The sequence below is a fragment of the Bradyrhizobium sp. AT1 genome (genome assembly GCF_001590795.1).
Lineage (GTDB): Bacteria > Pseudomonadota > Alphaproteobacteria > Rhizobiales > Xanthobacteraceae > Bradyrhizobium.
This window is the reverse complement of record NZ_JXDL01000001.1, coordinates 3822746-3837409: the sequence shown is the minus strand read 5'-3', so window position 1 is coordinate 3837409 and position 14664 is coordinate 3822746. Positions and strand designations below refer to the sequence as shown.

The 14664-nt window shown below is 66.8% G+C and carries 11 protein-coding genes; 7 read left to right on the top strand and 4 right to left on the bottom strand.

Annotated elements, in window-relative coordinates; all coding sequences use genetic code 11:
- Positions 1-237 precede the first annotated feature (237 nt).
- The 3 genes from SE92_RS17855 (at position 238) to SE92_RS17845 (ending at position 7369) form a co-directional block, all read left to right on the top strand.
- Positions 238-1920 carry a methyl-accepting chemotaxis protein gene (locus SE92_RS17855; RefSeq protein WP_063197040.1) on the top strand — a complete coding sequence of 561 codons (1683 nt, stop codon included), beginning with the start codon at positions 238-240 and terminating at the stop codon, positions 1918-1920.
- A 194-nt stretch (positions 1921-2114) separates the two neighbouring features.
- Complete coding sequence (locus tag SE92_RS17850) at positions 2115-5420, top strand: acetyl-CoA carboxylase family protein (protein ID WP_063197038.1); 3306 nt, start codon at positions 2115-2117, stop codon at positions 5418-5420.
- Positions 5421-5515: 95 nt separating this feature from the next.
- Complete coding sequence (locus SE92_RS17845; protein WP_063197036.1) at positions 5516-7369, top strand: sigma-54-dependent Fis family transcriptional regulator; 1854 nt, start codon at positions 5516-5518, stop codon at positions 7367-7369.
- Positions 7370-7482: 113 nt separating this feature from the next.
- On the opposite strand, the gene SE92_RS17840 is transcribed toward SE92_RS17845, so the two are convergent.
- Positions 7483-8052: a flavin reductase family protein gene (locus SE92_RS17840; protein ID WP_063197034.1), complete on the bottom strand. Its 570-nt coding sequence runs from the start codon at positions 8050-8052 to the stop codon at positions 7483-7485.
- 58 nt (positions 8053-8110) lie between these two features.
- Complete coding sequence (locus SE92_RS17835) at positions 8111-9208, bottom strand: LLM class flavin-dependent oxidoreductase (protein WP_063197032.1); 1098 nt, start codon at positions 9206-9208, stop codon at positions 8111-8113.
- A 218-nt stretch (positions 9209-9426) separates the two neighbouring features.
- Between SE92_RS17835 and SE92_RS17830 the strand changes: the two genes are divergently transcribed.
- From SE92_RS17830 to poxB, 3 genes are all read left to right on the top strand, one after another.
- The gene (locus SE92_RS17830) at positions 9427-10341 is read left to right on the top strand and encodes a 2-dehydro-3-deoxygalactonokinase (protein WP_063197031.1); all 915 of its coding nucleotides are present in this window, start codon (positions 9427-9429) and stop codon (positions 10339-10341) included.
- Between the two features lie 13 nt (positions 10342-10354).
- The gene (locus SE92_RS17825; protein ID WP_063197029.1) at positions 10355-10987 is read left to right on the top strand and encodes a 2-dehydro-3-deoxy-6-phosphogalactonate aldolase; all 633 of its coding nucleotides are present in this window, start codon (positions 10355-10357) and stop codon (positions 10985-10987) included.
- Positions 10988-11067: 80 nt separating this feature from the next.
- Entirely contained in the window at positions 11068-12804 is a 1737-nt protein-coding gene (poxB, locus tag SE92_RS17820; protein ID WP_063197027.1) for a ubiquinone-dependent pyruvate dehydrogenase, read from the top strand.
- A 63-nt stretch (positions 12805-12867) separates the two neighbouring features.
- Here the strand turns inward: poxB and SE92_RS17815 are convergent, their stop codons facing one another.
- On the bottom strand, positions 12868-13233 hold the full coding sequence (locus SE92_RS17815; protein ID WP_063197025.1) for a hypothetical protein: 366 nt from the start codon (positions 13231-13233) through the stop codon (positions 12868-12870).
- 67 nt (positions 13234-13300) lie between these two features.
- Positions 13301-14209 carry a PaaI family thioesterase gene (locus tag SE92_RS17810; protein ID WP_063197023.1) on the bottom strand — a complete coding sequence of 303 codons (909 nt, stop codon included), beginning with the start codon at positions 14207-14209 and terminating at the stop codon, positions 13301-13303.
- A 117-nt stretch (positions 14210-14326) separates the two neighbouring features.
- On the opposite strand from SE92_RS17810, the gene SE92_RS36710 reads away from it, so the two are divergent.
- Entirely contained in the window at positions 14327-14647 is a 321-nt protein-coding gene (locus SE92_RS36710) for a hypothetical protein (protein WP_063203602.1), read from the top strand.
- The last annotated feature ends 17 nt before the right edge of the window (positions 14648-14664 follow it).

Genomic DNA, 14664 nt, shown 5'->3' with positions numbered 1-14664 from the left:
TCTGCATCGATCGTTCGGCCAGAGCCCTCTGCAAGTCAACGCGCGGAAGGGCGATATCGAGGTGTTCTAGATTTGAAGAGGTTTACATTGGGATGCGGGACCGTGTCGGCGGAATGCGAAAGCGGTGGGCGGCCGCAGGCCTCCGTGTGGGCCCTTTGCGGAACCCGAATGCTTAAAGCTTTGCTAAGGGGATCGGGATAAATTGGCATATCTGTACCGCCAATTTTGCGAGCCCCGATGTTTTTCTCCCGCATCAGTTTCAAGCTGGTTCTCATTGTCGGCATCAGCCTGCTCGGCATGATCGCGCTGGCCCCGATCGCGCTGTCGACGCTGCGCGCGCAGATGGTCGCCGATCGCCAGGCCAAGACGCAGCACATGGTCGATGTCGGTTACGGCATCCTCGCGCACTATCAGAAGCTGGAGAGCGAAGGAAAACTCCCGCGCGAGCAGGCACAGGCGGCTGCCATGGCCGAAATCAAGAGCTTGCGTTACGACAAGGTCGAGTATTTCTGGATCAACGACATGACCCCCAAGATGGTCATGCATCCGATCAAGCCCGAGCTCGACGGCAAGGATCTCTCCGGCATGAAGGATCCTGCCGGCAATGCGCTGTTCATGGGCTTCGTCGACGTCGTCAAGAAGCAGGGCGCGGGCTTCTACGGCTACCTCTGGCCGAAGCCCGGCTTCGACCAGCCGGTCGGGAAAATCTCCTATGTGAAGGGCTTTGCGCCCTGGGGCTGGATCATCGGCACCGGCATCTATCTCGACGACGTCGACGCTGTCTTCCGCCAGGCCGCGACGACGTTCGGCTATGTCTGTCTGGCCGTGCTGGTCCTGGTGCTGGGCGCCTCGTTCCTGATCGGCCGCAGCGTGACCCGGCCACTCGCAAGGATCACCGCGCTGACCGAGCGGCTTGCCGCCGGCGACAGCGCGTTCGAGGTGCCCTATACCGACCACAACAACGAGGTCGGCGGGCTCGCCAAGGCGCTGGCCGTGTTCAAGGACAACGCATCGGCGGTCAGCCGGATGCATGACGAGCAGCAGGAGCTGAAGCAGCGGGCCGACGGCGAGAAGCGCAAGGCGATGGCCGATCTCGCCGGCAAGTTCGAGGCGAGCGTCCAGGCCGTCGTCCGCGACGTCTTCAACGAGGCGCGCGCGATGCAGCAGGCCGCGCAAGGCATGTCGGAGACCGCGAACAAGGCGAGCGACCGCGCGAGCATCGTCGCATCCGCCTGCCAGCAGGCCTCGGACAACGTGCAGACGGTGGCCTCCGCCGCCGGCGAATTGTCGTCCTCGATATCGGAGATCAGCCAGCGCGTCGCGCAGGCCGCGACCGTGGCCGACAAGGCCGCCGCCGACGGACAGCGCACCAACGACACCGTGCAGGGGCTGGCCGCGGCCGCGCACAAGATCGGCGAGGTCATCGACCTCATCAACCAGATCGCCTCGCAGACCAATCTGCTCGCGCTCAACGCCACCATCGAGGCGGCGCGCGCCGGTGAAGCCGGCAAGGGCTTTGCGGTGGTCGCGAGCGAAGTGAAATCGCTGGCGAGCCAGACCGCGAAGGCCACCGACGAGATCGGCGCGCAGATCACCGCGATCCAGGCCGAGACCAATCAGGTCGTCGGCAACATCGAGAGCATCCGCGCCACCATCATGGAGGTCAACGAAATCTCCTCCTCGATCGCCGCCGCCGTCGAGGAGCAGGGCGCAGCCACGCAGGCGATCGCCCGCAGCGTGCAGGAGGCAGCCTCCGGCACCGACCAGGTCTCGCAAAACATCTCCGGCGTCACCGACGCCACCGCGGCGACCGGCCAGGCCGCCGGCCTCGTGCTGCAATCGAGCGGCCGCTTGACGCAGAAGCTGCAAGCGCTCGAAAACGAGGTCAGCACCTTCGTCGCGGGCGTGCGGGCGGCCTGATCGTCGCCGACGCGGTCTGCCGCGGCGCGGATAATTCGCCGCGCCGCCGCGCGTGCAGCGCGTCGAAATTCCGGCCGGCGGGAGCGGTCATCGCGGCCGGTGTTCTCGCCCTTGACGGCTGCGGCTAAAGTGAAGAAGCAGGATCATCGAACCTGCCGACCCGCGCCTTGCCGCGTGGGCATGGAGACCGCCGCATGTCGTTCAAAAAGCTCCTGATCGCCAATCGCGGCGAGATCGCCATCCGTATCGCGCGCGCTGCGGCCGATGCCGGCATCGCGACGGTCGCGATCCATCCCGCCGACGATGCGCTGTCGCTGCACGTGCGCGTGGCCGATGATGCCGTCGAAATCCCCGGCCGCGGCGCCCGGGCCTATCTCGACATCGAGGCGGTGGTGAAAGCGGCGAAGGCGGCCGGCTGCGACGCCGTGCATCCGGGCTATGGCTTTCTCAGCGAGAACGCGGCATTCGCCAGGGCTTGCGCCGATGGCGGCCTGACCTTCGTCGGCCCAAAGCCGGCCGCGCTCGAATTGTTCGGCGACAAGGTCGCGGCACGGCAATTGGCAAAGCGTTGCGGCGTCCCCATCATCGCCGGCACCAGCGGGCCGTCCACCCTCGAAGAGATCACCGCGTTCTTCACCTCGCTCGGCAGCCATGCGGCGATCGTGATCAAGGCAATGGCCGGCGGCGGCGGGCGCGGCATGCGCGTGGTGGAGAGCGCATCCGAGCTCGCGGAGGCCTATGCGCGCTGCCAATCCGAGGCCAAGGCCGCGTTCGGCTTCGACGGCGTCTATGCCGAGCGGCTGATCCGGCAGGCGCGCCATATCGAGGTGCAGATCATCGGCGACAAGCACGGCGCGATCTCCCATCTCTGGGAGCGCGAATGCACCATCCAGCGTCGCCACCAGAAGCTGATCGAGGTCGCGCCAAGTCCCTCGCTGAGCGATCCCCTGCGCGGTCGCATCATCGATGCGGCGAAGCAGCTTGCGACGGCAGCCTCTTACGACAATCTCGGCACGTTCGAATTCCTGGTCGACGGCACCGCCGAGGACAGCTTTGCCTTCATCGAGGCGAATCCGCGGCTGCAGGTCGAGCACACCGTGACGGAAGAGGTGCTCGGGCTCGATCTCGTGCGCGCCCAACTCGCGGTCGCCGCGGGCGCGACGCTGGCTTCGCTCGGCCTCGCGCAAGGGTCGATCCCGAAGCCGCGCGGCCATGCCATGCAGCTTCGCGTCAACATGGAGACGTTGGACGAGACGGGCGCGACGCATCCGACCGGTGGCGCGCTCGCCGTGTTCGAGCCGCCGTCGGGGCCCGGCGTGCGCGTCGATAGTTTTGGTTACGCCGGCTACAAGACCAGCGCGGCCTTCGACTCGCTGCTGGCGAAGGTCATCGTGCATACGCCGGGCGAAGCCTGGCACGACGTGGTCGCCAAGGCCTCGCGCGCCTTGCGCGAATTCCGGATCGACGGCGTCGTCACCAACATCGCCTTCCTCCAGGCGGTGCTGGCGCATCCCGATTTCAGGACCAATCGGATCGCGACCGATTTCATCGATCGCAACATCGCAAAGCTCGTCGAGGCCGCCGATGGCGCGGCCAAGCCGCTCTACTTTGCGGCGGCCGAGCGAAGCGGCGCGCACGCCGCTGAGTCCCACGTCGCGCAGATCGTGCCCGAAGGCACGGTCATGGTCGCGGCACCCTTGCAGGGAACTATCGTCACCATCCAGGTGAAGGAAGGCGAGATCGTGCGCCCCGGCCAGCAGCTCGCCGTGATCGAGTCCATGAAGATGGAGCATCTCGTGATGGCCGAGCAGGGCGGGCGGGTCATGAAGCTCGTGGCCGGCGACGGCGTCACGCTCCTGCACGGCGAGCCGATCCTGTATCTGGAACCGCTCGACGTCGCGGCCGACCAAACGGCCGCGGAAGCCGACATCGATCTCGACCACATCCGCGCCGACCTTGCCGAGCTGATCGCGCGCCAGGCCAACACGCTGGATGCGAACCGTCCGTCATCGGTCGAGCGCCGCCGCAACACCAACCAGCGCACCGCGCGCGAAAACGTCGCGCAGCTCGTCGACGAAGGCTCGTTCATGGAGTACGGCAGCCTGGCGATCGCGGCACAGCGGCGCCGGCGCAAGCTCGACGATCTCATCAAGAACACGCCGGCCGACGGCCTCGTCATGGGCGTCGCCACGGTCAATGGCGAGAAGTTCGGGCCCGAAGGCGCGCGCTGCATCGTCGTGGCCTATGACTACACCGTGCTCGCGGGCACGCAGGGCCACATGAACCACAAGAAGATCGACCGCATGCTGACGCTGGCGGAAGACTGGCGCGTGCCGCTGGTGTTTTACGCCGAGGGCGGCGGCGGCCGGCCCGGCGACACCGACCGGCTCGGCATGACCGGGCTCGACGGCCCGTCCTTCGTGCAATTCGCAAGGCTCTCCGGCCTCGTGCCTGTCGTCGGCGTGGTCTCCGGCTATTGTTTCGCCGGCAACGCCGCGATGCTCGGCTGCTGCGACGTCATCATTGCGACCAGGAACGCCTCGATCGGCATGGGCGGTCCCGCCATGATCGAAGGCGGCGGGCTCGGCGTCTATCATCCGGCCGAGGTCGGCCCGGTCTCGTTCCAGTCGCCGAACGGCGTCATCGACATCCTGGTCGAGGACGAGGAAGAGGCGACGTCCGTCGCGCAAAAATACCTGTCCTATTTCCAGGGCGCGGTGACGGAGTGGGAGGCCGCCGACCAGCGCCTGCTGCGCCGCGCCATCCCCGAGAACCGCCTGCGAGTCTACGACATCCGCAGCGTGATCGACCTCGTCGCCGACAAGGACAGCGTGCTGGAGTTGCGCCGCGACTACGGCGTCGGCATGATCACCGCGCTGATCCGCATCGAAGGCAAGCCGTTCGGCCTGATCGCCAACAACCCGCGCCATCTCGGCGGTGCCATCGATGCCGATGCCGGCGACAAGGCCGCGCGCTTCCTGCAGCTCTGCGATGCCTTCGATCTGCCCATCGTCTCGCTCTGCGACACGCCCGGCTTCATGGTCGGACCCGAAGCCGAGAAGACCGCGATCGTGCGCCACGTCTCGCGCATGTTCGTGACCGGCGCGAGCCTCACCGTGCCGCTGTTCGGCATCGTGCTGCGCAAGGGCTATGGCTTAGGGGCACAGTCGATGATCGGCGGCGGCTTCCACGCCTCGTTCTTCACGGCGGCCTGGCCGACCGGCGAGTTCGGCGGCATGGGCCTGGAGGGCTATGTCCGCCTCGGCTTCCGCAAGGAGATGGAGGCGATCGCCGATCCCGAGGAGCGCGAGACCTATTACCGCAACAAGGTCGCCGAGCTCTACGCGAACGGCAAAGCCGTCTCGATCGCCTCGGTGTTCGAGATCGACAACGTCATCGACCCCGCCGAGACGCGGCGCTGGATCATGGCAGGGCTCCGTTCGGTGCCGAAGCCGCCGGCCAGGGCGGGGAAAAAGCGGCCGTGTATCGACACGTGGTGAGGGCGGTGCAGCAATAGCTCCTTTCCTGTTCCCGATTGACATCCCCGCCTGTGGTGCCAGACTTTGCACAATAATACAGGGTGGAGACGTCCGCGATGGCGAGCCTTTCGGCCTCGAACCATGTCGCCCGTGTCTTGTCCGTCGCCAATCATGTGGCCGACGTCGATGCCTCCTCGCGCATTGCCAATTCCTGGCGGCGCTCCCTGATCAGCCACAAGCTCGATCCCGCCCGCCGGGGACCGCCGCAGACGCTCACCGAAGCCGAGGTTCGGCATGTCGCCGAACCGATGGAGCAGACGATCCGGCTCGCCACGTCCGAGCTCGAGGATCTCGCGCGCGTGCTGCGGGACGCGGGCTATTGCGTCAATCTCGCTGATGCCAACGCGACCATGCTGTTCAGCCGCTTGCCGGGCGAGGCCGACACCGAGATCTTCCTGCGCTGGAAGGTCTATACCGGCTCGAATTTTTCGGAGGCCCAGGAAGGCACCAACGGGCTCGGCACCTGCCTTGCCGAGCAAAAGCCGATCCTGGTTCATCGCGACGAGCATTTTCGCGAGCAATGGGGCATCTTCTCCTGTGCGGTGACGCCGCTGTTCGATCAGGTCGGCCGCATCGCCGGCGCCGTCAACATCACCTCGTGTCGTGATGACCTCAGCCGCGCCGCGCACCAGCTCGCGCTCGCGGTCGCGATACAGGCGACGCGCCGCATCGAGGGCGCGATCTTTCGCGACCATTTCCGCGATGCCTGGATCGCCACCGTGCCGGGCGATGGCGGCAGCGGCCTCGTCGCCTATGACGACGATCGCCGCGTCGTCGGCGCCTGCCGGTCCGCGCGCGCCCTGCTGGGCCTCACCGACGGCCTGATCGCGTCCGGCATCGACCTGTCGCGCTACGTCAAGTTCGATCACCACGCCGCGCGCGAGGAGGGCGACATCGTCCAGCTGCGCCGCGCCGACGGCAGTCCTTTGGGACAGGGGCAGATCGCGCCGCCGCAGCGCGCGCGGCCGCTTGCCAGGCGCCGCGATCCGCCCGTCGATCGTTTTGACGCGCTGCACCGGCTCGCCGGCGGCGATCCCGGCTTGATCGGAAGCGTGAAACGGCTGAAGCGCATCGGCGACCACAATCTGCCGGTGCTGCTGCAGGGCGAGACCGGCGTCGGCAAGGACGTGTTCGCGCGTGCCATTCACGCCGCAAGCAACCGGGCGCGCAACAATTATGTGGCGCTGAATTGCGCGGCGATGCCCGAGAGCCTGATCGACGCCGAGCTGTTCGGCTACGAGGCCGGCGCTTTCACGGGCGCGCGCCGCGACGGCTCGAAGGGCCTGATCGTGCAGGCCGACGGTGGCACGCTGTTCCTCGACGAGATCGGCGACATGCCGATCGCGCTGCAGACGCGCCTGCTGCGCGTCCTGGAAAACCGCGAGGTCTGGCCGCTCGGCGCGCTCAAACCCGTGGCCGTCGACATCCGCCTGATCAGCGCCACCCACCGCGACCTCGGCCGCATGGCCGAGGAGGGCGCCTTCCGCGCCGATCTCTACTTCCGCCTGCGCGGCATCGCGGTGCGGCTGCCGGCCCTGCGCGAGCGCGCCGATCGCGACGATATCATCCGCCAGATCGCGCGCGAAGAGGCGCCGAATTGCCGCTTGTCGGATGAAGCCTGGGCGCGGCTCTCGGCCTATTCGTATCCCGGCAACATGCGCCAGCTCCGTCATGTATTGCGGCTCGCCGGCTGCACGGCGGAGGATGGGGTGATCACGGATGCGGATCTCGATCTGCCGCCGTTCGGCGGCAGGGCGGAGCCTGATCTCGAAGCAGCCGAGCGCGCCACGATCGTCGACGCGCTGCGCAAGCATGGTGGCCGCGTGACGGAAGCCGCACGCGCGCTGAAGCTCAGCCGCGCGACGCTGTACCGGAAGATCAAACAGCTGAAGATCGAGACGGCGCAGTAGTGTCGAGTATCGTAGGGTGGGCAAAGCGAAGCGTGCCCACGCATTTTTGCGATCGAGAGAGATGGTGGGCACGGCGCAAGTGCGCCTTTGCCCACCCTACAAAGTCGCCGCCTTCACGAAAAATCCGTCCAGCTCAGATGCCGCGAGTCGAGATCGCCAACCGTGACGGTGCCGCGCATCTCCCGCGGCGTGTGGAAGCTGCTGCGGAGATAGATCAGCGGGGTCGCTTCCGCGCCGTGCGACACCCCTCGCACTTCGCCGACGAAGATCGAATGCGTCTTCGTCTCGAATTCCTGCGCCAGCACGCAATCGAATGCGGCAACCGCATCCGTCAGCACCGGGGCGCCGGTGGCGCCGCGGGTCCATTGCCCGAAGGCAAAGCGGTCGTCGCCGTTGACGCCCTTCTGGCCGCTGAAGGTGAGCGCGAGCAGCGCGTGGTCCTCGTGCAGGAAGTTGATGGCGAAGGCGCCTTCCTCGCGGATCCGCGCATGCGCGCTGGCGTTGCGGTTGACGCAGACGATCAGCGAGGGCGGCGAGTCCGACAACGAGCAGGCCGAGGTCACCGTCAGCCCCGTGCGCTTGCCGTGCTCGGCGCCGACCGTGACCAGGGCGACCGCGCCGGCGCATTGGCGCATCGCCTGCTTGAAATCCTTGGCGTCGAGAGGTTTGGCGTCCACCGTCACGCGGAAATCTCCGAAATGAATGCGGGTGCGGCACGATCGCGCCGCACCCGCGTCTCCGTCAAGCTGCCTTCTTCGCGGAGCCGAGATGCGCAAGGCGCGGCATCACCTCGTTCTTGAGCAGCGAGAGCGAGTGGTGCCAGGCTTCGGCCTTGTGCTTGTAGTCGAAACCGAACACGCAGAGCACGCCGAAGCCGCCGACCTCGTCGTAGATCTTCTCGATCTTCTCGGCGACGGTCGAAGGCGAGCCGACGATCCAGTTCCGCTTGGCGCAATATTCGACCGTGACGTCGCTGTCCGGCACGTCGGGCGCGTGCTTCAGATAATCCTTGAAGCCGAAATGGCCGAGCAGCGGCAGGAAGTACTCGCCCATCATCCGGCCCATCATGTCGCCGGTCGAGAGCCGCCAGGCCTCCTCGTCGGTGTCGGCGACGAAGACTTCGCGCACCAGCCGCCAGTCCGCGCGGTTCGGCTTGCGCCCGGTCTTGGCCGCGCCGATCTCCACGGAGTCCCAGTGGCTGCCGACATAGGCCGGGTTGAGGTTGAGGCTCATCGGGATGAAGCCGCGCTCGCCCGCGAGCTTCAGCGTGTCCGAGTTCTTCGACAGGCCCGCGACGCCGATCGGCGGATGCGGCGCCTGCAACGGCTTGATGTGGGGTTTCAGGAAGTCGAACATGGTGTCCGGCTTGGACACCGTCCAGAACTTGCCCTTGTAGGTCCAGGGCGCGGGATCGCTCCACATCTTCAGGATGATCTCCAGCGCCTCGCGGGTCATGTCGCGGTTCTGCCCGCTCATGCCGTCGACGTTGAACATCGCCCAGTCGCTCGGCAGGCCTGAGGCGGCGACGCCGAAATTGAGCCTTCCCTCGGAGAGATGGTCGAGCATCGCGACGCGGTTGGCGAGCTCGGCCGGATGATGATAGGGCAGCAGGAAGCCGCCCGGCCCGATGCGAAGCTTCTTGGTCTGCATCAAGGCCTGCGCGATCAACAGGTCCGGCGTGGGGTTGGGTTCCCAGGGTGCGGTGTGGTGCTCGCCGATCCAGGCTTCCTGATAGCCGAGCTCGTCGAGCCAGCGCATGACCTGCAGGTCCCAGTCGTGTCCTTCCTTCAGGCCGCACTCCGGCGGGTGCGAAGGCATCGTGAAATAGCCGATCTCCATGGGTTTCCTCATCTGATGTTGACGCGTCTTGTTGCGCGTTCGGGGCTTGAACGGCACTGTTTCAGCAAGCGGTGTGCCAGCGTGCTTCGCGCTCCAGACCCGCGAGAAAAGGCTGGTTTGGGCCGGCAATTGCCGATATCCCGGGGCGGATTTGCGCCGACGCCGTCTCATTGTCGCGAGACGGCGTCTTGTCGATGAGACGAAGGATACGCACCACGATGACCGAACCCGCTTATGTCGCGGTGGACTGGGGCACCAGCAGCTTTCGCCTGTGGCTGGTCGATCGTGGCGGCCGGGTGCTGGCCGAGCGCCGCAGCGATGAAGGCATGCTGGCGGCGGCGAAGACCGGCTTTCCTGCCGTGCTGCAATCGCATCTCGCGGCGGTAGAGGCGCCGGATCATCTGCCGGTTCTGGTTTGCGGCATGGCCGGCGCCAAGACCGGCTGGGTCGAAGCCGGCTATGTCGATACGCCGGCGCCGCTCGCGGCTATCCTGAAACAGGCCGTGCGTGTCCCCGCGCAAGCGCGCGACATCCGCATCCTGCCCGGCATCGCGCAACGCGACGTGAGCGCGCCCGACGTCATGCGCGGTGAGGAAACGCAGCTGCTCGGCGCGCTCGGCTTTGAGGCCGCCGGCGAGGCGCTGGTCTGCATGCCCGGCACGCATTCGAAATGGGTGCGGGTCAAGGGCGGCATCGTCGAAGGTTTCTCCACCTTCATGACCGGGGAGCTGTTCAGCGTGGTCTCGCGCGAGACGATCCTGTCGCTCGCGGTCGCGGGCGCTGACGAGGCCGAGGATGTCGCGAGCTTCAAGGCGGCGGTCAAGGCTGCCCATGCAGCGCCGGCCTTCGCCGCCAATCTGTTGTTCACGGCACGCTCGCGCCAGCTGTTGTTTGGCGGCACGCCCGCTGCGGCGCGCGAGACGCTGTCGGGCACGCTGATCGGCGTCGAGCTGGCGGCCGGGCTCTCCGGCGCCGTGCCGCAAGCCGGCGTCACGCTGATCGCCTCGGGGCGGCTCGCGATGCTGTATCGCCACGCCTTCGACGCCTTGTCTGTTACCGTGCATCCGGTCGATGCGGATGAAGCGGTCCGCCGCGGCCTGTCGATGGCTTCTGCCGCGATTTGGACGACATAGAAGGATCTTCGAGATGACCGTTCCGTTTCCGCCGATGCAGCGGCCGCTGGTCGCGATCCTGCGTGGCATCAAGCCCGAGGAGACCGAGGCCATCGTCGGCGTCTTGATCGAGGCCGGCATGACCGCGATCGAGATCCCGCTGAACTCGCCCGATCCGTTCCGCTCCATCGCGACGGCTGTGAAGCTCGCGCCGTCGGGCGTGCTGATCGGCGCCGGCACGGTGCTGGCCACCGCGGATGTCGATCGCCTCAACGACGTCGGCGGCAGGCTGATGGTCTCGCCGAATATCGACACGCAGGTGCTCGTGCGCGCGCATCAATACGCCATGGTGACGCTGCCCGGCGTGTTCTCGCCGACCGAGGCGTTGCTGGCCGCGCGCTCCGGCGCATCGGGATTGAAGTTCTTTCCGGCGAGCGTGTTAGGTGCCGCCGGCATCGCCGCGATCAAGGCGGTGCTGCCATCAGGCGTGATGATCGCCGCGGTCGGCGGCGTCTCCGACCAGAACTTTGCCGACTACATCAAGGGCGGCGTGACCGCGTTCGGGCTGGGCTCCAGCCTCTACAAGCCCGGCATGAGCGCCGCCGACGTCGCGGCGCGCGCGAAGGCGACGATCGCGGCCTACGATCGGGCGATTGCGAAAGACTGAGCCGGCAATAAACAAGCCGTGATGCCGTCACCGTCGCGCGTTATCCTATCTTGCTGAACCAGCGAGATCAGGAGACCGACATGACGATCAACAACGTAGCCGATCTGTTCGTGGCAACGCTCGAACAGGCCGGCGTCAAGCGCATCTACGGCATTGTCGGCGACAGCCTGAACGCTCTGACCGAGGCATTGCGCCGCCGCGGCACGATCGAATGGGTCCATGTCCGCCACGAGGAGGTCGCGGCTTTCGCGGCGGCCGGCGAAGCGGAGATGACCGGCAGCCTTGCGGTGTGCGCGGGCTCCTGCGGTCCCGGCAATCTGCACCTGATCAACGGCCTGTTCGACGCGCATCGCAGCCGCGTTCCCGTGCTGGCGATCGCGGCGCAGATCCCGACGGCCGAGATCGGCGGCGGCTATTTCCAGGAGACCCATCCGCAAAACCTGTTCCGCGAATGCAGCCATTATTGCGAGCTGGTCTCCGACCCCAGCCAGCTTCCCTTCGTGCTGGAGAACGCGATCCGCGCGGCGGTGGGACTGCGCGGTGTCGCCGTCGTCGCCATGCCCGGTGACGTCGCCTTCCGCAGCCCGCCGAAGCGCGCCTTGTCGACGACGCGCGGCCTCAGCGTGGCGGCGCCCAGGGTCGTGCCGCAGGCCGATGAGCTCAAGGCGCTCGCCGATCTCCTCAACGGCGCCGAGCGCGTCACCCTGTTCTGCGGTCGCGGCTGCGCCGGCGCGCACGCGCCCTTGATGCAGCTCGCCGAGACGCTGAAGAGCCCGATCGTGCATGCGCTCGGCGGCAAGGAGCATGTCGAATACGACAATCCCTACGACGTCGGCATGACCGGCTTCATCGGTTTCTCCTCGGGCTATGCCGCCATGCATGCCTGCGACACGCTGGTGATGCTCGGGACCGATTTTCCCTACAAGCAGTTCTTCCCCACCGATGCGAAGGTCGCGCAGATCGACATCCGCCCGGAAAATCTCGGGCGGCGCTGCAAGATCGATCTCGGCCTCGTCGGCGACGTCAAGCTCACCATCGAGGCGCTGCTGCCGCTGCTGAAGGCGAAGACGCAGCGCAAGCATCTCGACGACGCCGTCGCGCATTACAAGAAGGCGCGCGAGGGCCTGGACTCGCTCGCCAAGGGCACGCCCGGAAGTAAGCCGATCCATCCGCAATATCTCGCAAAAGTCGTCAGCGACCACGCCTCGGATGACGCAGTCTTCACCGCCGACGTCGGCACGCCCACAGTGTGGGCCGCGCGCTATCTCGGCATGAACGGCCGCCGCCGGCTGATCGGCTCCTTCGTTCACGGCTCGATGGCCAACGCGATGCCGCAGGCGATCGGCGCGCAGGCTTCGCAGCCTGGCCGCCAGGTCATCTCGCTGTCCGGCGACGGCGGCTTCACCATGCTGATGGGCGATCTGATCACGCTTACGCAAGAGAAGCTGCCGGTGAAGGTGGTCGTGTTCAACAACGGCGTGCTCGGCTTCGTCGCGCTGGAGATGAAGGCCGCGGGCTTCGTCGACACCAATGTCGACCTGAAGAATCCCGACTTCGCGGCGATGGCGCGCGCGATGGGCATCTTCGCCAGGCGCGTCGAGGATCCCGGCGAGCTCCCCGGCGCGGTGAAGGAGATGCTGGCGCATGACGGGCCGGCGCTGCTCGACGTCGTCACTGCCAAGCAGGAACTGTCGATGCCGCCGACCATCACGGCCGAGCAGGTCAAGGGCTTCAGCCTCTGGGTGCTGCGCGCGGTGATGAACGGCCGCGGCGACGAGGTGCTCGACCTTGCGAAGACGAATTTGCTGCCAAGGTGATTTCGTCGAGCGGCCCGGTTTCACCTCTCCCGAAGGGGAGAGGTGGACATCTGCGGCACGGCCTCAGCCCCGCTTCACCGAAGGCGCGGGCAGCCGCTGCTCACGGCGCTGGAGGCGTTGCCAGTGCAGCACGCCGCCGATCAGCAGCGCCGGCACGAACCCGAGCACGATCAGGAAATGCGGCAGCTGCGCCGGTGAGATGAAGGCGATGGCGATGTCCGAGATCAGCCAGAGCGCCGCGAACATCACCGCGAAGTCGGTCCGCGGACAGCGCAAATAGTAGAACACGGCGGTGGTGACGATGGCGGGGCCGATCGCAACCGCGATCATGACCGCGTTCAGCTCCTTCGGCGTCAACGCGTCGAGCATCATCGCGGCCAGCAGCCAGAGCGCGGCGAACATGGCGACGATGTCGAGCGGATGCCGCAATCCAATACCTCTCGCAGGAACGCGCTATCGTTGTGGCCGGAGCCGCGGCCGTCAAGTCAAAATGCGCTCATTCCTCGTCATGTCCCGGCGTCGGGCGCAGCATGAAATGACCGAAAGCGGTGGCGATCGGCTTCTCCGCATCGTCCTGCCAGGCGCGTGCCTCGAAGGCGACGATGCGGCGGCCCTGCTTCACGATCGAGACGTTGGCGAACGTGTCGAGCGCCCGGCCGGAGCGCAAATAATTGACGGTGAGCCCGATCGGCTTGGGCGGCGCGGCCGTGGCGAGCTCGCGCCCGACTCCGATGACGGCGGTGGTTTCGAGGAAGGCGCCGGTCATGCCGCCATGGATCGCGGGCAGGATCGGATTGCCGATGATCTTTGGTGAGAACGGCATCGTCAGCGTGCCATCGTCGTTGACGCGGATGCCGAGCCAGCGCGCAAAGGGGCTGCGTGCGAACGGCCCGTCCGGATCCTCCGGCGCCTCCAGCGCCGCTATGTCCAGCGCACTCATCCTGCGATCGGCGAGCATGTTGGTGCGGTTGGCGCCGACCATGAAGCAGGCGGTCGCGGTCGCCACCGGATCGTCCTCGGATTCCTGATAGGCGGTGGAGCGCACGAAGGCGATCGAGCGCGTGGTACGGTAGCAGACCGAATGCGCCTTGATGTCGAGGCCCGGCGTCGCCGGCTTCTGATAGTCGATGCGCAGGTCGAGCGTCGCGATCGCGCGCGTGCCGTCGAGCGCAAGCTGCACCGCCATGCCGCAGCTCTCGTCCAGCATCGCGGTGACGACGCCGCCATGCAGCACGCCGGTCTCGGTGTCGCCGACGAAGACGGGCCGGTAGGGCAGGCTGGACCAGGCCTCGGCAGGCGCGAAACGGTCGAGCTGCAGTCCGCTGATATGGCCGTAGTCGGAGCGGCGGCCCTTGATCGCCTCGGCGAGTTCCTCGAATGGCAGCGTGGTCGGATTGGTGCTCATGGGGACGTTCTAGACCAGTGTCGGGCGCCGCGCAAAACCCCTGAATGGGCCTCGACAGGGCGGGCCAAAGCACCGATGGTGGGCGCTTCGTTCGTCGTTGAGCTGCAAGGAGCGCCCATGGCCGACCCCGAAACGCCCGCCGCCAATCAGGGGCCCGTCACCATTTCGAGCTCCAGCTCGGAGCGCGCCCCGATCATCTATTTCGACGGTGCGTCCTGCTTCGGCCATCACAACGGCGCGATCCAGATCGAGCTCGCCGCGAACCTCCTGATGCCGGTCGGCGCCGCCGTCAGGGTCGACGTGGTCCAGACCGCGCACTTACGTTGCAGCGTGGCCGCCGCGCTGGCGCTGCGCGAAGCGCTCGACAAGGCGCTGGCGATGTACAAGCAGGGCCAGCAGCAGCCGGTGGCGGAGGAGATTCCGGCGGTGAAGAACTGAGCTAGGCATTTTTTGAC